This is a genomic window from Paenisporosarcina sp. NPDC076907 (assembly GCF_050269735.1).
Lineage (GTDB): Bacteria > Bacillota > Bacilli > Bacillales_A > Planococcaceae > Paenisporosarcina.
In genome coordinates this window covers 643,513-662,311 of record NZ_JBNNIX010000002.1, presented here as the reverse complement: position 1 = coordinate 662,311, position 18,799 = coordinate 643,513, and the positions used below count along the sequence as shown (strand labels likewise).

Here is an 18,799-nt window from a genome sequence, read left to right as displayed (position 1 = left end):
TGGAGGAATAAAATGAAACGAATAAGACCATACAACTGCTGCTTTTATTTTACACATCCTCCATTGTATCGATTTACTTTGCCTATGTCAAGACGTTACCTTGACTATTGAGTAATATGACTAGGGAAGTTGACCTTTTCAAAAAAGATTGAATCGAGTAATATAGTAATGAATAGAATGGAAGCGTTTACATAAAAGGGGTGCTATCATGAAAAACAAACAGATAAAAAAAGAAACGGCAGTCGTTCATAAAGGATACGATTCATCCGTTCATCACGACAGTTTGTCCGTGCCTTTATATCAAACATCCACCTTTGCTTTTTCAAATGCTGAACAAGGAGAAAAACGGTTCGCAGGAGAAGAAGGGGGCAATATTTATTCGCGGTTAGGAAATCCCACTGTTCGAGTTCTTGAAGAGCGTATGGCGGAACTGGAGAATGGACAAAGTGCATTGGCATTTGGGTCGGGGATGGCCGCAGTCAGTGCAGTGTTGATTCATGTGACGAAAACAGGAGATCATATCCTTTGCTCGAGAGGGATTTACGGCTGTACATTTGGTTTACTTGGAATGATGGATGAAAAATATAATATATCGCACAGTTTCAGTTCGATGTCGAATGAACAGGAAATAGAAGCAGCGATTCGTCCAGAAACGGTATGTTTATATGTGGAGACACCGATCAATCCTACAATGGAAATTGTGGATTTGGAACTCGTTTGTCGAGTTGCACGCAAACATGGCTTGAAAGTAATTGTTGATAATACTTTCTCATCACCATATCTGCAGAATCCAATCGATTTCGGTGTGGATTATGTTTTGCACAGCGCAACTAAATATATCAATGGTCATGGTGATGTAATAGCTGGATTACTGGTAGGTAATGATGCAGAGGATATGATGAACCTTCGCATGACGGTTCAGAAAGACGTAGGCGGTATTATCTCACCATTTGATGCTTGGCTAATTATAAGAGGCTTAAAAACGCTTCATGTGAGAATGGATCGCCATTCCGAAAATGCGTCAAAACTGGTTTCATTTTTAAAGTCTTCACCAATTGTAAATAAAATTTACTATCCTTTTGATCCTGATCATCCACAATACGAGATTGCCAAAAAGCAAATGAAAGCCGGTAGTGGGTTAATTTCTTTTACAATCCACGGAGGAAAAGAAGTTGCTCAATATTTAATGAATTCCTTGGAGCTCATTAAAATTGCTGTCAGTCTTGGTGACGCAGAAACGCTGATTCAGCACCCTGCAACCATGACTCATTCGGTCATTCCTGAAATGGAACGCGAAAAAATGGGGATTACTCATTCATTGTTGCGCTTGTCTGTAGGACTAGAGCATTCTGACGATATTATGGGAGATTTGCAGCAGGCATTTGCAAAAGTGGAAACTCACTTTGCACAATCGGTTCAAAAATAAAAAGGGGCTGTCCCAAAAGTCAATTAAATAGACTTTTATGGGCAGCCCCCTTTTCAAATTAATAATGACGTTTCAGGCGGACGCTTTCCGCGGGCGGTCCGTGAGCCTCCTCGTCGCAAGCGACTGCGGGGTCTCACCTGGACACGTTTTTCCCGCTGGAGTCGCCGCCTTCCACTACAATCAATTAACTGTTGAAAAATAAAAAATTATATACAACGTAACTTTAAAAATGTATCCACCTGTTTTATCTTAGGGGACTTATTAGACAGCCCCTTTTAAATGTGTTTCATTAATATAGATACAAAATGTTCAAGTCCTTGTCGATCTTCTTCATGGAAACGATCTTTTTCGGGGCTGTCGATGTCAAGAACACCGATGACTTCACCATTTTTAATTATTGGCACAACGATTTCCGATTGGGAAGCAGCGTCACAAGCGATATGACCTGGAAAAGCATGTACATCTGGTACAACCATCGTTTCTTTTTTCGCGACAGTTGTTCCACAAACGCCTCGTCCAACAGGAATTCTGACACACGCAGGCAATCCTTGAAATGGTCCTAAAACCAGTTCACCGCCGTCCATCATATAAAACCCAACCCAGTTGATGCGATCGAAAAATTGGTTCAATAATGCAGAAGCATTACTCAAGTTGGCCATCACATTGGATTCACCGCTTAACAAAGCGTCCAGTTGTTTACCTAGCATGTTGTATTGTTGTTCTGTATTTCCAACATATGCTGCTTTTTCAAACATCAAAATCACCTCTTAAAATTAGAAACTTACGAATCAGTATAAACTTTCTCGTAATATTGATGCAAATCTTGGACACTGTGTGCATCGGAACCAAATACTAGAGGGATGTCTAATTCTTTTGCTACAGTAATATAGCGCTCTGGGGGATAAGGTTCTCGGCAATATTCCTTGGCTAAACCTGCACTGTTGACGTCAAGTTCATACCGATGTTCTTTCATTAATTGCAGTGTGTCCATAATGGAAGCATGGTCATCGATCTTCATTTCATGTGCATGTTGAAACTTATGAATTAAAGTAGGATGACCAATGCGGTTTGGTTTATATGGCCCTAAATCAGCTAAAATTGATTTTTGGAGAGATTTATAATAAAGATTATAGGCATTTTCAATAGAACCAACTTGCTCAGAGAAATTTAGAAACGATTCTGCTGAAAAATCTATACAAGTATATTTTTTTTCAAAAAGCAGGAAATGGACAGATAAAATAGAATCATCTAAGGTAGGACCAATTTCATTGAGCAAATCGGCAGTTTCTTTTTCGTAACCTTCTATATAATCGAATTCCAGTCCTACGTGAATTGATATATCGGAAATGTATTGTTTTTTTAATTGTTGAAGTTTAACTAAATAAGGTTCAAGTAAATTCGGATTCAGAAAACTATCCCTAGTAGGAACGGTGTCGATAAATCCTTCTGGAGCAGGTGCGTGCTCTGTAAATGAAATATCGGTAAAGCCATTTTTTATCGCTTTTTCAATATATAGTTCAAAAGCATCCTTTGTACCGTGAGGACAAAAAGGACTGTGAATATGAGCATCTCTTTTCATTAATACAAGCACCTCCTACGTGTAAATCGGACATTTTACATAAATTCGGCAAAATTCTTCTATTTTCGTCAACATATTCGTTTGTTTCATGGTAGTATTACATATATAAACTGGCATAGACCGTGATTTTGGAACAGGGGGCTTACGATGACTAAGTATATCATCATTGCAATCATCGTACTAATTGCATTACTCGTAGTCGGATTTATCTTCCGTCGTAAACATAACAGTGAAATTGAAAGACTTGAACATGAAAAACATCAAATACAAAACAAACCGATATTAGAAGAAATGACGAAAGTTAAACAATTGAATATGAATGGGCAAACAGAAGAAATGTTTGAAAGCTGGCGCAACAGTTGGACGCAGGTAATGGATGTCCACATGCCGAAAATCGATTCACTACTATTTGATGCAGAGGAAAGTATTGATAGATTCCGTTTTAAGCGTGCCACAGCGATTGAACTAGAAATCGAAGAACGCATTAAGCAAAGTGATGAACAAATGTCACTAATTTTGAAAGAGCTCGAGCAACTGATTGGCAGTGAAGAGAAAAATCGCGTGGAAATGGACAGCTTAAAAGAACAGTATCGCGTAGCTCGTAAAACTTTACTTGCTCACCAACATTCTTTCGGAGCAGCGGCTGTACCACTTGAGAAAAAACTGGAACAATTTGGTCCTCAATTTGAAGAATACGATCGCCTTACTGAAAACGGTAACTATTTGCAGGCTCGTGAAATTGTAATCGGACTGGACGAGAAAGCTCAGCACTTATTCGATTTACTGCAAGAGATTCCTTCGCTATTAACGGAAGTACAAAATAAGATTCCCTCAAGTATTCATGATCTCCGTAGTGGACAACGTGAAATGGAAGAGCAATCCTATTATTTAGATCATCTTGAAATGACGGAACAATTGGACAAACTGGATGAAGAATTGGTACTTATGAAAGAATCAATCATTCAACTTGAAATTGAAGACGTAAAAATTCGTGTCGAGCAAATGAAAGATGAAATCGAAGCTTTCTATGACATGCTAGAAAAAGAAGTAATGGCAAAACGCTATGTTGATAAACATCGTCAACCGACTGAACGTCGCTTAGCTGAAGTAACAACCATTACCCGACAAACAAGCGATGAAGCAGCTTATGTTCAACAAAGTTATCGCTTACCTGAGAAAGAAGCGGGAATTCCTCTTGTGTGTCTGAAACAAATTGAAACTTTGCAGAAGCGTTATGATTTACTTGAACAACGTGCAAGCGAGGATCAATTGGCGTATTCAAGTCTTCAAGACGAACTTACTCTGATTTCTACGGATTTGGAGAGTTTATATGAAGAACAAGATCGTTTCTCTAATAGCTTAAAAAACCTACGTATTGATGAGAACCGAGCTCGAAAAAACTTAGATGAACTGAAACGTTTGTTGCATGAAACCGATCGTATGGTACATAAAGCGAATATGCCAGGAATTCCAGAAGAAATGGATGTTCGTTTGGAAGAAGCGGAAGAACATATTTACCTAGTCATTCAAAGCTTGCAGGAAGTACCACTCAATATGAAATTGGTGGATAATTATTTGGCTAAAGCGGATAAATGTATTCATGAAGTACATGCTAAAGCGAAAGAAATGCTTGAAAATGTCTTGTTGATTGAACGGATTATTCAATATGGTAATCGTTATCGTGCAAGTCATCCACGTATGAATCAACGACTATTGGAGGCCGAAGCGGCATTCCGTCAACTTCGATATGCTAAAGCACTTGAAGAAGCAGCGACTGCAGTGGAAGAAGTCGAGCCAGGTGCAATGAAACGAATCGAAGTTCTTGTCAAAGAAGACGCTTGGCGTTGATCATAAGAAAAGCGTATTGTGCCACTCTAGCTTAAAACTCAGGTGCTGTGATTAAAGCTAGATAATAAGGCAATTGAAACCACCGCACAACTTGTGCTGGTGGTTTTCTAATGAAAAGGAGTACAACCGTGTATTATTTCGATCATAGTGCAACGACTAAACCACATAAAGAAGTGTTAGATACATTTGTAAAGGTAAACGAGACGTTTTATGCAAACCCCGCCTCTTTGCATGAAATGGGAGTCGATTCAAATTCGTTGCTTTCGCGTGCTCGAAAGCAAGTTGCCGACATGCTGAAAACGGATGATAGTAAAGTTATATTCACATCAGGTGGAACAGAATCCAATCATTTCGCCATTAATGGACTTGCAAGGACTCTACAAGGAAGAGGAAGACATATCATAACTTCAAGTATTGAACATCCTTCTGTTCTTGAATCAATGAAACAGTTGGCGAATCAAGGCTTTGAAATAGACATTTTGCCTGTAAATGAAAAAGGCGTCATATCAATTGATGATGTGAAAGAACGATTGCGAAAAGATACAATTTTGGTTAGTGTTATGCATATCAATAACGAGCTTGGCAGCATTCAACCAATTAAACAACTCTCAGAAGTCATTCACGAACATAGCCGTGCAATTTTTCATGTAGATGCGGTACAAAGTTTTGGCAAATATCCAATCACTTTTCCCTTAATTGGAGCGGATGTACTGACACTGTCAGGACATAAATTCAATGGTTTAAAAGGAACGGGGATTGTGGCATGGACAGGTCATGTTTCATTTGAACCGATCATTGTAGGTGGAGGACAAGAGTTTGGCTTAAGAAGTGGAACTGTCCCTGTTCCACAAGCTGTTGCTTTTGCGAAAGCGATGCGTATTGCATTTGAAAATCAAGCTGCCATGCAAACAAAATATATTCAATGGAGCCTAAAGTTAAGAAACTTCATTCGTAATTTTAAGGATATACGAATATTATCCCCAGAAGATGCCGCAGCACACATCTTGACCGTTAGCGTCCGAAATATAAAAGGGGAAGTTCTAGTCAATGCGTTGCAAGCAAAGGGAATCATTGTATCGACATCAAGTGCTTGTTCTTCAAAACAAACAAAAATTAGTCATGTAATAAAAGCAATCGGTTTACCGGATGATTACACAAAAGGCGTTATTCGCATTAGTCTTGGTACGAGCAATAGCGATGAGCAAATTGATCATCTTATTGAAAATTTCACTGCAATTATCAAGCAAGTTAAAGGAGATTAAAACATGTTGGAATGGAAAGAAATATTAATCAGATATGGTGAATTATCTACAAAAGGAAGAAATAGAAGTTCGTTTACGGGAAGACTACGTGATAATATCCGTTACGCATTTGCTGATTTGCCAAAAATTCAAATTGTGACAGAACGTGATCGTATGTTCCTTCGAGCTAATGAACAAGAAACCATGAATCAAATCATCGAGCGACTGCCGCGTATTTTCGGCATCCAGTCTTTCAGTCCCGTTGCGTCTTGTAGTCACGATCTGGAAGATATTAAACAAACAGCCATCAAAATTGTAGAATCAATTGATCGCACAGATAAAACATTTAAAGTAACCGTAAAACGTTCTTACAAACCTTTTGAAATGGAAACAAATGAACTGCAACAGTTTGTTGGCTCCAACGTGTTGCGCACATTCCCTGAAATTCAGGTTCAGATGAAAAAACCAGATATTGAACTGCGTGTAGAAGTCCGAAGAGATGCAGTTTATATGATGGCAGAAGTCATTCCAGGTGCAGGTGGATTGCCGATTGGATCGAACGGGAAATCCATACTGATGCTTTCAGGTGGTATCGATAGTCCAGTGGCTGGTTACCAAATGTTAAAACGTGGCGTTCGTCTGGATGCTATTCATTTTCATAGTCCTCCATTCACAAGTGAACAGTCGAAGGAAAAAGTAATGGAATTAGCTGATAAACTAAGTCGTTTTGGTGCGTCAGTTAAATTGCATATCATTCCGTTCACTGCGATTCAGCAAGAAATTCAAAAACAAATCCCAGACAATGTTTCAATGACAACGACTAGGAGAATGATGTTAAAGATTACGGATTTAGTGCGTGAAGAAACAAAGGCTTTAGCGATTATCACGGGTGAAAGTCTTGGACAAGTGGCAAGTCAGACACTGGAAAGCTTAACGGCAATCAATGCTGTGACGAGCACGCCAGTATTACGTCCACTTATTTCGTATGACAAGCAAGATATTATTGAAATTGCCCAACAAATCGATACGTACGATGTTTCCATCAGACCGTATGAAGATTGTTGCACAATTTTCACCCCTGCCAGCCCAAAAACAAAACCAAAGCTTGAAAAAGTGGAGTATTATGAAAGCTTTAAAACATTTGATGAAATGATTGCAGAAGCGGTAAGTGAACGTGAAATCATCATGTTCCCTAAAAAGAAACAAGATAAATTCTCCGATCTTCTTTAAAAAGCCTTAAACACCGTAGTATTATAAACGTAGGTTCGGCAATTCTTGATCAATGATAATACCCATAAATTACTACTTCTTGTGAATGCATGAATTCGTCCATCCGGCACATTCTATATTCAACAAGGAGGTGACACAGACATGGCAAATCAAAGTTCAAATCAACTAGTCGTTCCAGGTGTAAAACAAGCTTTAGACCAAATGAAATATGAAATTGCACAAGAGTTCGGTGTACAGCTTGGACCAGATGCTACAGCGCGTGCTAACGGTTCCGTTGGCGGAGAAATTACTAAGCGTTTAGTGCAAATGGCAGAGCAACAATTAAACGGTTACAAAAAATAATTAAAGTATAACGAACCGGTAGCGAAAGCTGCCGGTTTTTTGGTGTTTTGAATGGAGTGGTCATGCTCAGTCTGAGTTTTTGGCTGTGACGTCTGAAAAATTGCTTGTGACGTCTGAAAAATGAGGCTTCACGTCTGAGAAAAGGGCAACGACGTCTGAAAACAACTCTTTTACGACATATCTTCGTTAAATTAACTGATTATAATGTTCTTTTTGAAAAATCAGTATTATATAGCTATAATGTAGATGGATGGATCACTCACTCAACAAGGGGGAAATAATGTGAATCGTGAAAATTTATTGGCACCTACAAGCTATAACTTGGTTCAGGAATTCGAAAAGTATGCAACGGACGAAAGTCGTTTAGCCTTGATATGGAAAAGTGAGACTGGTGAAACTAAAGAAATTACATACAAAGAATTGATGCAACTTGCGAATCAAGCTGCCAATGTCTTTACGAATAGTGGGTTGACGCAAGGTGATGTTGTTTTGGTCATGGTACCAAGATTGATTGAAGCTTATGTGACATACATAGGTGCCTTAAAAGCTGGACTGGTTGTTATCCCAAGTTCTGAAATGCTGAGAGCAAAAGATATTGATTACCGTTTAATACATAGCGAAGCGAAAGCAATTGTGGCATACGAGCCATTCATCAGCCAATTTGAACAAGTTGAAAATTTAACTGGACTGACTCAATTTGTCATTGGAGAAGGAACCGGAAGCTGGGTATCTTTGACTGAAGAACTACAAAAAGCTTCTACTGAATTTAAGGGAGCTGCCACTAAAAACTCAGACATGGCATTTTTGTCATACACAAGTGGTACGACAGGGAACCCAAAAGGTGTTGTACATACACACGGCTGGGCATTTGCACATTTACGTACATCTGCTGAACATTGGTTGGGAATTCATGAAGGTGATGTTGTTTGGGCGACAGCAAGTCCAGGGTGGCAAAAGTGGATTTGGAGTCCTTTTGTCGCAACTCTTGGTAGTGGCGCAACTGGTTTTGTTTATCATGGAAAATTCGAACCGAAAACTTATTTAACTTTACTTGAGGAATATCAGGTAAATGTCCTTTGCTGTACACCAACAGAATACCGAATTATGGCGAAAGTGGAGGGACTATCAGCGTATAATCTATCTTCGCTGCATAGTGCAGTGTCTGCCGGCGAACCGTTAAATCGTGAAGTCATTGATACATTCAATCGGGAATTCGGTTTAGAAGTACGTGACGGATATGGACAGACGGAGAATACATTATTGGTCGGAACAATGAAAGGCATGGAAGCACGTCCAGGATCGATGGGGAAACCAACACCTGGAAACCAAGTAGATATCATTAATGAATTTGGAGAGGTTTGTGCACCTGGAGAAGTCGGTGATATTGCAGTTCATGTAGATACACCAGCATTATTTAAATCGTATTTAAAAGATCCTGAGCGCACAAAAATGCAATTCAGAGGAACTTACTATATAACTGGAGACAAAGCTTCTAAAGATGAGGACGGGTACTTCTGGTTTGAAGGTCGTGGAGATGATATTATCATCAGCTCTGGATACACAATCGGGCCGTTTGAAGTTGAAGACGCATTAGTTAAACATCCGATGGTTAAAGAATGTGCTGTTGTGGGAAGTCCAGATGAAATTCGTGGTCATATCGTCAAGGCATATGTCGTATTAGTAGATTCAAAACAGGCATCGTCAGAGCTTGTAAAGGATTTGCAGGACCATGTAAAAACTTTAACTGCGCCGTATAAGTATCCTCGTGATATAACATTTATCGAAGAGTTGCCAAAAACTGCTTCTGGTAAAATTCGACGAATTGAACTTAGAAATCAAGAACAATCTAAATAAGTACGACAAAAACTATTCTTATAGCCTTTACTAAAAAGGTTTATAAGAATAGTTTTTTGTCGTTTACTTTCCCTCAAAAGGATTCTATAATGAGATATATTTCGAGAGTCAAACTAATGAGGTGAAGCTATGTTAGAGAATGAACGTCAAGGTGTCATTTGGGCGATCGGTGCGTATCTCGTTTGGGGAGTTCTCCCAATCTATTGGAAGTGGCTGAACCATGTGCCGAGTGATGAAATCTTAACAAGCCGTGTCCTTTGGGCATTTATATTTACATTGCTATTCGTTGTAATAATGAGAAACAGTAGACTGCTGATCGAAGACTTAAAAACATTGTGGCTGAATCAGAAAGCCTTTTGGAGCCTGTTTCTTGCTTCTGCACTAATCTCAGGAAACTGGTTTTTATATATTTGGGCCGTTAACAGTAACCATCTTGTAGAAACGAGTTTAGGTTACTATATTAATCCATTGATTTCGGTTTTACTCGGGATTATTTTCTTGAAGGAACGTTTGACGACAGCGCAAAAACTTGCCTTTGTTATTGCTTCGATTGGTGTACTGATCCTGACCATTTCCTATGGACGTTTCCCATGGCTTGCTTTTACTTTGGCAATCAGTTTCGCCATATACGGCTTGATGAAAAAAACAATCCCGTTAGATGCTGTTCGCGGGCTGACAATCGAAACCATGTTTATTGTGCCATTCGCTTTTATTTATTACCTTTATTTATTTCTTACTGATCAGGCTGTCCTTTTTCATGATTCATTCCAAACGGATTTATTGTTGATTCTTACTGGTGCCGCAACTGCAGTACCTTTAGTGCTATTCGCAAAAGGAGCTCAACAAATTCCTTTATACATGATCGGCTTTTTACAATACATTGCACCGACTTGTATGTTGTTTCTTGGAGTCATTATTTATGGAGAAACATTCAATGCCATTGATTTACTGTCATTTTCCCTAATCTGGCTCGCGTTGGTTCTCTTTACTGTATCGAAGGTAATGGAAGCAAGAGCTAGAAAAATTAAATTGGCTAAAATATAAAAAGCAGGCGAGATGGGGAATCTCGTCTGCTTTTTTCATGGCATCAATTTTTTGTTTTGTCCAGTTATTAGAGGTTTCTGTCCACTCGTCATGAGTTTTTGACCAGTCAGAGTTAGTTTCCGTCCAATCGCGACCAATTTATGTCCAGTTACGACCAATTTATGTCCATTCACCTTTTTTAATGCGCTTTTACAAATCATAGATACGTACGTTTCACTTTTTCCCAGAAGGAATTGTTTTTTAGCTTGACGGTCTTTACGATACGGTCACTTAATTCAATCTTAACTGATTCCACATGTTGAATACTTAATGATTCATTGTCCATGCCCATGGTCGGGAAGTCATTGCCGTCTTGCTGCAAGCGTAATGTTAATTGACGTTGACCGCTTAAAATGAATGAAGAGCCGAGTGTACGGTATTTATTACTGTTCACAGATGCAAGTTCAGAGACTTGGAAACAAGGGAGGAGAGGGTCTACCACTGCTCCATTAACAGACTTATTATAAGCTGTGCTACCTGTAGGTGTTGCAATGATCATGCCATCACCACGGAATGTTTCGAAATGTAATCCATCAATCTCGACATCAAGAACAAATGTCTTGATTATATTGGAACGGATACTAAATTCATTCAAGCAATAAAAAGGTGGATTGTCATCCACTATAACTTGTAAAATAGGGTAACGACGTACTTCAATTTCTGCATGTTGAACTGCCTGAATCACTGTCTCCATGTCGTGGAAATGAAAATCACAATACATACCCAGCGAACCAGTAGTAGAGATCCCTGCATAAAGACAATCTTGACGGAAACCGGTTTTGCGGACGGCTTGAAGGAAAGAACCATCTCCACCCAAGCTGACAATGATATTTGCGTTATCTGCATGATCTACCGTATTAAATCCATGTTTCAAAATCATTTCTGTCAGAATTGATTTTTTTTGTAAGGAGTTTTCATCATGTTTGGAGTAAATAAATATGTGTGTACGTTCGGACAATACTGTCACGACCTTTCCGTGGATACTTGTCGTTATTTTAGCATGTTCTGAAACATTTCGACATTTTATTCGTATTACGTTAAGAGTAGAAAAAGGGGGATCATTGAATTGAATGCAAAACGTTGGATTGCTTTAGGTGCTTCTGTACTATTATTCGGCTTGTCTATCATCGTTAATATTGCGTCATTTGCTTTTAGTAATGATTGGACATCTAATTTTGAAAACATGCTGGCTGTGCCAGAAAGTGAATATACCGAAAGCGTATTGGAAGCAGGCGATCTGTCTGAACGTATCGCTGTATTGACAGTGGACGGCGTAATCCAGGATACAGGCGGCGCAACTTCACTATTTGGAGCGGTCGGTTACGATCACCAGTTTTTTATGGATCAACTCGAAATGATTAAAGAAGACGATTCAATCAAAGCTGTGGTTTTGCAAGTAAACTCACCAGGTGGCGGTGTTGTCGAGTCTGCACAAATTTACGATAAGATAAAAGAAGTACAAGAAGAAGTTGGCGTGCCATTTTATGTGTCGATGGGCAGTATGGCAGCATCTGGCGGATATTATATCGCAGCACCTGCAGAGAAAATTTTCTTGAACAAAGAAACACTGACAGGTTCCATCGGGGTAATTATGGAGAGTGTTAACTACGGAAAACTCGCTGAAAAATATGGTGTTGATTTCGTAACTATCAAAACAGGACCGTATAAAGATATCATGAGTCCAACTCGTGAAATGACTGAAGATGAGCGTGCGATGTTACAGGACATGATTAATGAATCGTATGAGTCATTTGTAGATATTATCGAAGAAGGCCGTGGTATGACGGAAGCGGAAGTGAAAAAAGTGGCGGATGGGCGCATTATGAATGGGCGTCAAGCGATCGAAGCTGGTCTTGCAGACGATTATGGATATCTGGAAGATGTAATTGCAGCTGTTCGTAAAGACTTTGATTTAGAGAATGCAGAAGTCATGCAATATGAATATCCTTCAGGCTTCACCAGCCTATTTTCCATGAAAGCACAATCATTAATGGGTGGAGACGTGGAAACGCAATTGGTTGGTCGTTTACTTTCAGATTATAACGCCCCTCGTATGATGTATTTATACGGTGAGAAGTGAGGAGGAACAGTAAATGACTGATCGCCAAGATCTAAATGAACAAGAAACTCCTATCGGAAAAGTAGCTGCTCCAGTGGCACCGAAACCAAATTATACAGCTCTCAATAATGAACAGTATGTCTTAAAACCAGCAGGGTTCTGGGTACGTTTCTGGGCATATTTATTAGATTTACTTGTCATTTCTTCTATTACTTCAATTGTCATCTATCCATTATTTCGTATTTTCGGATGGGACTTACAAGGGACAACTTGGTATGCACCGATTGGATTTATTACAGGCTTCATTTTCTATTTATATTTCGTACTTATGACGAAGTTCTTCAAACAAACGGTAGGCAAAATGGTTTTTGGATTACGCGTCATCGGATTGAAAGAGGATTCAATGTCTTTAAGTACGATTCTATTCAGGGAGTGGATTGGCCGCTTTTTCTCGGCAACGATCTTGCCTTTGTATTGGGTAATCGGCTTTACACCAAAAAAACAAGGGTTGCATGACTTCATTGCTGATACAATGGTGATCCATGAACAAACGTATGAAAAGAAGATTATCACGACTTATCAGCCAGTTTCCGAATCAAGTCAGTTGCATCAGCCAAAAGCATTCTAGTAAGATGTAGGAAGATGAAGGAAAGGAAGGCGTTATCATGGCACAAATTACATTTAAGCAAAACCCAGTAACATTACTTGGCAAAGAAGTAACAGTAGGTGACACGGCGCCAAATTTCACAGTATTAGCTAATGATCTTAGCCCGGTTACATTAGAGAACTCAAAAGGAAAAACAAGATTGATCAGTGTGGTTCCATCATTGGATACAGGTACATGTGATGCACAAACTCGTAAATTCAACGAAAGTGCTGCTGAACTAGGTGAAGACGTAGTCATTTTAACGATATCGAATGATTTACCATTCGCTCAAAAACGCTGGTGTGCAGCTGCTGGAATCGATTCAGTACAAACACTTTCAGATCACCGCGATTTATCATTCGGTGAAGCATACGGAGTAGCAATCAAAGAATTAAGATTGCTTGCTCGTGCCATTTTTGTAGTGGACAGCAGTGACAAAGTTACTTATGTAGAGTATGTTTCTGAAGCTACAGAACATCCTGATTATGAACAAGCAATCTCAGCTGTAAAAGCAGCACAAAAGTAAAATTCAGAAACCCACTCGATTTTGGAGTGGGTTTCCCCTTGCACAAAAGAAATCTGATAATCCTGTGCTTTAGCAAGTGCAGGAAATGTTTGTTTAAAAGGAGAACTTTATGAACAGTTCGATGGAACAATTATTTACATTTATCGATAACCATGCAAAAAAAATGCAAAGCGCGGAAGACTTGACCTATATCGAGGGTGTTTTGGAAACGACAGAGATGTGGTTGGATGGCGATGTTGAACCGAATATCCAGAACCTCCAAAAGGAAGATATCCGAAAATCTATACAACTTGCTATTTTAAAAGGTATGAAAGAACATGTACAGGCGCATCACCAGATGACCCCAGATTCACTTGGTCTGCTTGTTGGTTATTTCGTGGATCAACTGACGAAAGACAAACAGCAAATATCCATTTTGGATCCTGCAGCAGGTACGGGAAATTTATTGTTTACCGTATTAAACTTCTTAGAAGATAAAGCAACAGCAACAGCGGTTGAAATTGATGATATGTTGATCCGACTAGCAGCTTCAACTGGTGATTTGTTGCAACAACCTGTAACTTTATATCGTCAGGATGCTTTGCAACCTTTACTAATTGACCCTGCAGATGTTGTTATTAGTGATTTGCCGGTAGGTTTTTATCCAGATGATAAAACCGCTGCTGGTTATGAATTAAAAGCAAAAGAAGGCATGTCTTTCGCGCATCATTTGATGATTGAGCAATCCATTCGTCATACAGTGGATGGGGGACACTTGGTGTTCCTAGTTCCTCAAGGGATTTTTGAATCACCTCAAGCGAAGGAGTTACACGCTTACTTTGCCAACCATGCTTGGATTCAAGCGGTTGTGCAATTACCCGTGAATTTATTTAAAAATGAAGCTCATGCGAAGAGTTTATTAGTGCTTCAAAAGAAATCACCTGAATTGAAACAACCTAAAGAAGTGTTACTTGCAAAAGTTCCAAATATGTCAAATAAGGAAGCCATGGCTTTGTTCTTTGAAAAAGTTAAAATATGGCGCCAAGAAAATACGAACTGAGAGTTGTTCGCCTCATTTTTCACCTGTACAATGACTGTATAAGTGGAAAAGGGGCGTTTTTTTATGATTAATATATTGGCAATCAATGCAGGAAGCTCATCGTTAAAATTTCAATTGCTTCAGATGCCTCAAGAACATGTTGTAGCTAAAGGGTTAATCGAGCGTATCGGGTTAAAAGAACCGATCTTTTCAATGACGACGAATGGAAAAAAAGTAGAATTGATCGAAAAAATTACAAACCATGAGGACGCAGTTCAATTACTTCTGCATCATCTGGTGGAACAACAGGCAGTGACATCCCTACAAGATTTAGATGGAATCGGACATCGCTTAGTCCATGGTGGTGAGGAATTTAGCGATTCAGTGTTAATCGATGATGAAGCAATTGCAGCTTTCGAAAAACTATCCGACTTGGCACCGCTCCATAATCCAGCTAATATCACAGGAATCATTGAATTCAAAAAAGCTTTGCCGCACGTACCGGCAGTCGCTGTGTTTGATACGGCATTTCATCAAACCATGCCGGAAAGTTCTTTTTTATATTCCATTCCATATGACTACTACAAGAAGTATGGTATCCGGAAATATGGCTTCCACGGCACTTCACACAAATATGTAACCGGACGAGCGGCCGAATTATTAAACCGTCCAGTAGAATCGATTCGTCTGATCTCGTGCCATCTTGGTAACGGGGCAAGTATTGCAGCTATTGATGGAGGACGTTCAATCGATACTTCCATGGGGTTCACGCCTTTAGCTGGCGTCACGATGGGGACACGTTCAGGGAATCTGGATCCGGCACTTATTCCATTCTTGATGGAAAAGACTGAAAAATCCGCAGAGGAAGTACTAGATATCTTGAATAAGAAATCCGGGATGCTAGGGGTATCAGGATTCTCAAGTGATTTGCGTGACATTGAAGTCGAAGCGTCAAAAAACAACCCACGTGCTCAATTGGCACTCGATGTGTTTGCAAATCGAATCCATAAATATATTGGGTCATACGCAGCGCGGATGAACGGAGTAGACGCTATCATTTTCACGGTAGGTATCGGAGAAAACAGCGATATTATTCGTGCAAAAGTATTGGCAGGTCTTCAGTTCATGGGCGTTTACATGGACCCGGATCTAAATAAAATACGTGGAAAAGAAGCATTTATCAGCTTCCCGCATTCTCCGGTTAAAGTCATCGTCATCCCTACGAACGAAGAAGTGATGATTGCGAGGGATACGGTGAGATTATCTGGATTACAAGGTTTTTGATACACTAAACTGAAAAAGTCGTTACCTTTGACTTCGATGTGAAACCATAACCGAAATTTTATTTAAACTACGCTGATATTGACCTTTCTTCATGTTCTAATCCAACGTGAAGGAAGGTTATTTTTATGGCTCCACGAAAGTTAGTTAAAATTAGCGACTTGATTGATGACTTTAAAATGAATCAGCAAATTTAAGGTCGTAAAGATAGGTATAATGAATACCATTTGGCTATGAATATTTTACTAAGTTTTTACTGATATATGCACGGTTAGTCAGTACACTAATAAAGTAAAAAGGTTTACTTCAGTAAAATAAGGTATATTATATTTGTTGAATAGATTCTCTTTAAAGACAAGAAAAGTAGGTGAACAAAGTGGGGAAATATCAATTGGATACCAAAGGTCAGATGGCTGTGGCAAAGTATCATGAAAAACACAAGCCTGCCAAATTTGATAAAAAGCAGCAACTTGAAAAAATACGTGCGGAGTATTTGAAAAAAAAGCAAAAACAAACAGATAAATAATATGAATGAAAACATATTGATAAATGTTGAAGTTTGAGCGATAAATCCTAAGGATGATCGATAAATGTTCGATTCTGATTGATAAACTGCTCATTTTGATTGATAAATTTTTCACAATCTCAAATCAATAATACAAAAACCCAAAGACTCCTGCAAAGAGCCTTTGGGTTTTATTAATTATTCATGTTCTTCAGTACGAACGACGAGTACGTCACACTTCGCTGCACGTACGATATGTCCTGATACGCTACCGATTAGGAATCGCTCAACTGTGCTCAAGCCTGTCGCTCCGCAAATAATCAAATCTGCTTTAACTTTGGCTGCAACTTCTCTTGCGATTAATGTTTTAGGGGAACCGTAATCCACAAACACATTTACTTTTGTCACACCAGCCGCTTCCGCTTCCTTCTTATAGTTGCCTAGCAATTCTTCCGCGAATGATTGCGCACGGTCAGCAATTGATCGGTCATATGCTTCAATGGCAGCAAATGAGCGTGTATCAATAACATTTACTAAATTCAAGGTCGCATCATTGCGTTTTGCTACTCCAATTGATTTTTTGAAAGCCCATGCCGCTTCTTTGGAACCATCCACTGCAACTAAGATGTGATTGTATGAAAGTGTCATGTCAATTCCTCCTACAAATTTGTCTCTTAATTAATATAGTTCTGTAAAGGAACAAGAATTCCTCCTTATTATTAAAGATTGTTGCCATAATTGTCTATTTGGTTACAAGCGTTTTTTTAAGTATGAGATAGATAATAGAACTGACAATAAAAACCAACATGCCAGGAGAAAGTTCTTTTGGAATGATCAAGTAAGCTATGCTCATCGTTACAAAAGTAATAATAACTGCTAAGTTTATTTTGTAAGAGCCACTGACGACCCGTATCAATTCTTCCTCTGATATGATGCCTCTTTTAAACCATAAATAATCGATGACAATAATGGCTGATAAAGGGACGATTCCCGCTCCTAAAAGTGAAATAATAGCTGCAGCTTCTGCAGAAAGACGAGGGAAGCAACTCAGAAAAACGCCAGTACCTCCAAATAATAATGCACTTTTAATTCTTCCAAGCGAAGGCCACGTATTAAGAAGGCTGAAGCCCCCGGTATAAGCATTACCAATATTGATGGAAATCATGGCGAGCAAACCGCTAAAAGTGATGAAAAGTCCTACATAAAAACTCGGCGCTTGATCACTAAGTGTAACGAACGGATTAGTGGAGTGGAAATAAGCAGCGACCAATGTTCCGATTAGAGCCGTCATAAAATAACCTGCGGTGTTTCCAACAAACATACCGATAAACCCTTGGCGAGCAGTTTTGGCATAGCGTGTCATATCACTTGAAGCGCTGACACCCGAAACAAATTGCACAAAGGCCAGACTCATATAAAAGAAGAATACTCCCCAATTCATAGTGGATTGCGCAGTACCTATTACGTTTACAACGGACATTTCCTTGAAAATGACAAAAAGCATGAGACCTTGACCGACTAATAATAAGGGAAGAAACATCCGTGTCACTTTTTTTACAGCATCGTATCCAACAAGGGCTAAATAAGCCATTAAGCTAGCAGTCAAACTAGCCAGTACGACAAATGGAATATGGATATCCACAAAATTCGATATCGCGGCTTGTAAAATGAAAGTTCCCCCGATGGTTTGAACACTGAACCAATATAATGAAGTGAGGACACGTATAGGAGAAGCAATTTTTGTTGCAAGCCAAGATCCAACAAACGTGCGCAATATGTATTGTCCAGGAAGACCGTAAAGAGCCCCTGGGATCGATAAAGCAGATACACAAAGGAAAGCAAATAAAGCACCAATCCAAACGGCGAGAAACGCAGCCAACCATGGAAGATTTCCTTGTGTAACTGCCAGTGCAGGAACAAGAAAATTCCCTGCATTGACGGAAAAAGCAAAAGTGATGATTGCGTACTCTTTCCAAGTCGACATTTTGAGGGAAGAGGGGACTGCTTCAAGTCCATATTGTTCGAAATTGACAGTATTCGTTCGTGCCATATGTATTTACACCATCTTCCAATTATCAGATTAATCTAATAGTATGATTACAAAATATTTTTAAAGCCAATTTCAATTATATCTGATAGAATGGATTTGCTTTCAACAATT

The 18,799-nt window shown here is 39.2% G+C and carries 18 protein-coding genes; 13 read left to right on the top strand and 5 right to left on the bottom strand.

Annotated elements, in window-relative coordinates; genetic code table 11:
- Positions 1 to 208: 208 nt before the first annotated feature.
- Complete coding sequence (megL, locus tag ACQKEV_RS11015; protein WP_427445033.1) at positions 209 to 1,426, top strand: methionine gamma-lyase; 1,218 nt, start codon at positions 209 to 211, stop codon at positions 1,424 to 1,426.
- Positions 1,427 to 1,701: 275 nt separating this feature from the next.
- Here the strand turns inward: megL and ACQKEV_RS11010 are convergent, their stop codons facing one another.
- Complete coding sequence (locus ACQKEV_RS11010) at positions 1,702 to 2,181, bottom strand: GAF domain-containing protein (RefSeq protein WP_427445035.1); 480 nt, start codon at positions 2,179 to 2,181, stop codon at positions 1,702 to 1,704.
- 26 nt (positions 2,182 to 2,207) lie between these two features.
- On the bottom strand, positions 2,208 to 3,005 hold the full coding sequence (gene hisJ / locus ACQKEV_RS11005; protein ID WP_427445037.1) for a histidinol-phosphatase HisJ: 798 nt from the start codon (positions 3,003 to 3,005) through the stop codon (positions 2,208 to 2,210).
- Between the two features lie 147 nt (positions 3,006 to 3,152).
- On the opposite strand from hisJ, the gene ezrA reads away from it, so the two are divergent.
- From ezrA to rarD, 6 genes are all read left to right on the top strand, one after another.
- Positions 3,153 to 4,853, top strand: coding sequence for a septation ring formation regulator EzrA (gene ezrA / locus ACQKEV_RS11000; RefSeq protein ID WP_427445040.1), 1,701 nt, complete (start codon positions 3,153 to 3,155; stop codon positions 4,851 to 4,853).
- A gap of 128 nt (positions 4,854 to 4,981) precedes the next feature.
- A complete protein-coding gene (locus ACQKEV_RS10995) occupies positions 4,982 to 6,115 on the top strand; it encodes a cysteine desulfurase family protein (protein ID WP_427446236.1) in 1,134 nt (377 codons plus the stop codon).
- 6 nt (positions 6,116 to 6,121) lie between these two features.
- A complete protein-coding gene (thiI, locus tag ACQKEV_RS10990) occupies positions 6,122 to 7,324 on the top strand; it encodes a tRNA uracil 4-sulfurtransferase ThiI (protein WP_427446238.1) in 1,203 nt (400 codons plus the stop codon).
- Positions 7,325 to 7,465: 141 nt separating this feature from the next.
- On the top strand, positions 7,466 to 7,666 hold the full coding sequence (locus ACQKEV_RS10985; protein WP_427445042.1) for a small, acid-soluble spore protein, alpha/beta type: 201 nt from the start codon (positions 7,466 to 7,468) through the stop codon (positions 7,664 to 7,666).
- A gap of 282 nt (positions 7,667 to 7,948) precedes the next feature.
- The gene (mbcS, locus tag ACQKEV_RS10980) at positions 7,949 to 9,520 is read left to right on the top strand and encodes an acyl-CoA synthetase MbcS (RefSeq protein WP_427445044.1); all 1,572 of its coding nucleotides are present in this window, start codon (positions 7,949 to 7,951) and stop codon (positions 9,518 to 9,520) included.
- Between the two features lie 129 nt (positions 9,521 to 9,649).
- Complete coding sequence (gene rarD, locus ACQKEV_RS10975) at positions 9,650 to 10,564, top strand: EamA family transporter RarD (RefSeq protein ID WP_427445046.1); 915 nt, start codon at positions 9,650 to 9,652, stop codon at positions 10,562 to 10,564.
- A 196-nt stretch (positions 10,565 to 10,760) separates the two neighbouring features.
- Here rarD and ACQKEV_RS10970 read toward each other — a convergent pair whose 3' ends face one another.
- Positions 10,761 to 11,561, bottom strand: coding sequence for an NAD kinase (locus tag ACQKEV_RS10970; protein ID WP_427445051.1), 801 nt, complete (start codon positions 11,559 to 11,561; stop codon positions 10,761 to 10,763).
- A gap of 108 nt (positions 11,562 to 11,669) precedes the next feature.
- On the opposite strand from ACQKEV_RS10970, the gene sppA reads away from it, so the two are divergent.
- The 6 genes from sppA (at position 11,670) to ACQKEV_RS10940 (ending at position 16,659) form a co-directional block, all read left to right on the top strand.
- On the top strand, positions 11,670 to 12,683 hold the full coding sequence (gene sppA / locus ACQKEV_RS10965; protein WP_427445054.1) for a signal peptide peptidase SppA: 1,014 nt from the start codon (positions 11,670 to 11,672) through the stop codon (positions 12,681 to 12,683).
- Positions 12,684 to 12,696: 13 nt separating this feature from the next.
- Positions 12,697 to 13,290 (top strand): RDD family protein, encoded by a 594-nt coding sequence (locus ACQKEV_RS10960; protein WP_427445057.1) that lies wholly within the window; start codon positions 12,697 to 12,699, stop codon positions 13,288 to 13,290.
- A 37-nt stretch (positions 13,291 to 13,327) separates the two neighbouring features.
- The gene (gene tpx, locus ACQKEV_RS10955) at positions 13,328 to 13,834 is read left to right on the top strand and encodes a thiol peroxidase (RefSeq protein ID WP_427445059.1); all 507 of its coding nucleotides are present in this window, start codon (positions 13,328 to 13,330) and stop codon (positions 13,832 to 13,834) included.
- A gap of 109 nt (positions 13,835 to 13,943) precedes the next feature.
- Entirely contained in the window at positions 13,944 to 14,873 is a 930-nt protein-coding gene (locus ACQKEV_RS10950; RefSeq protein WP_427445061.1) for a class I SAM-dependent methyltransferase, read from the top strand.
- 63 nt (positions 14,874 to 14,936) lie between these two features.
- Positions 14,937 to 16,136 carry an acetate kinase gene (locus ACQKEV_RS10945; RefSeq protein WP_427445063.1) on the top strand — a complete coding sequence of 400 codons (1,200 nt, stop codon included), beginning with the start codon at positions 14,937 to 14,939 and terminating at the stop codon, positions 16,134 to 16,136.
- Between the two features lie 373 nt (positions 16,137 to 16,509).
- A complete protein-coding gene (locus tag ACQKEV_RS10940) occupies positions 16,510 to 16,659 on the top strand; it encodes a hypothetical protein (RefSeq protein ID WP_093268153.1) in 150 nt (49 codons plus the stop codon).
- Positions 16,660 to 16,836: 177 nt separating this feature from the next.
- Here the strand turns inward: ACQKEV_RS10940 and ACQKEV_RS10935 are convergent, their stop codons facing one another.
- Together ACQKEV_RS10935 and ACQKEV_RS10930 are read right to left on the bottom strand one after the other, a co-directional pair.
- Positions 16,837 to 17,286, bottom strand: coding sequence for a universal stress protein (locus tag ACQKEV_RS10935; RefSeq protein ID WP_427445065.1), 450 nt, complete (start codon positions 17,284 to 17,286; stop codon positions 16,837 to 16,839).
- A 94-nt stretch (positions 17,287 to 17,380) separates the two neighbouring features.
- A complete protein-coding gene (locus ACQKEV_RS10930; RefSeq protein WP_427445067.1) occupies positions 17,381 to 18,688 on the bottom strand; it encodes a purine-cytosine permease family protein in 1,308 nt (435 codons plus the stop codon).
- Positions 18,689 to 18,799 lie beyond the last annotated feature (111 nt).

Bases quoted from the DNA above. Each gene is read 5' to 3' on its own strand.
- ACQKEV_RS10960 (WP_427445057.1), top strand. From the start codon at position 12,697: ATGACTGATCGCCAAGATCTAAATGAACAAGAAACTCCTATCGGAAAA.
- ACQKEV_RS11010 (WP_427445035.1), bottom strand. From the start codon at position 2,181: ATGTTTGAAAAAGCAGCATATGTTGGAAATACAGAACAACAATACAAC.
- ACQKEV_RS10930 (WP_427445067.1), bottom strand. From the start codon at position 18,688: ATGGCACGAACGAATACTGTCAATTTCGAACAATATGGACTTGAAGCA.
- rarD (WP_427445046.1), top strand. From the start codon at position 9,650: ATGTTAGAGAATGAACGTCAAGGTGTCATTTGGGCGATCGGTGCGTAT.
- ACQKEV_RS10985 (WP_427445042.1), top strand. From the start codon at position 7,466: ATGGCAAATCAAAGTTCAAATCAACTAGTCGTTCCAGGTGTAAAACAA.
- ezrA (WP_427445040.1), top strand. From the start codon at position 3,153: ATGACTAAGTATATCATCATTGCAATCATCGTACTAATTGCATTACTC.
- megL (WP_427445033.1), top strand. From the start codon at position 209: ATGAAAAACAAACAGATAAAAAAAGAAACGGCAGTCGTTCATAAAGGA.
- ACQKEV_RS10945 (WP_427445063.1), top strand. From the start codon at position 14,937: ATGATTAATATATTGGCAATCAATGCAGGAAGCTCATCGTTAAAATTT.
- ACQKEV_RS10935 (WP_427445065.1), bottom strand. From the start codon at position 17,286: ATGACACTTTCATACAATCACATCTTAGTTGCAGTGGATGGTTCCAAA.
- hisJ (WP_427445037.1), bottom strand. From the start codon at position 3,005: ATGAAAAGAGATGCTCATATTCACAGTCCTTTTTGTCCTCACGGTACA.
- ACQKEV_RS10950 (WP_427445061.1), top strand. From the start codon at position 13,944: ATGAACAGTTCGATGGAACAATTATTTACATTTATCGATAACCATGCA.
- tpx (WP_427445059.1), top strand. From the start codon at position 13,328: ATGGCACAAATTACATTTAAGCAAAACCCAGTAACATTACTTGGCAAA.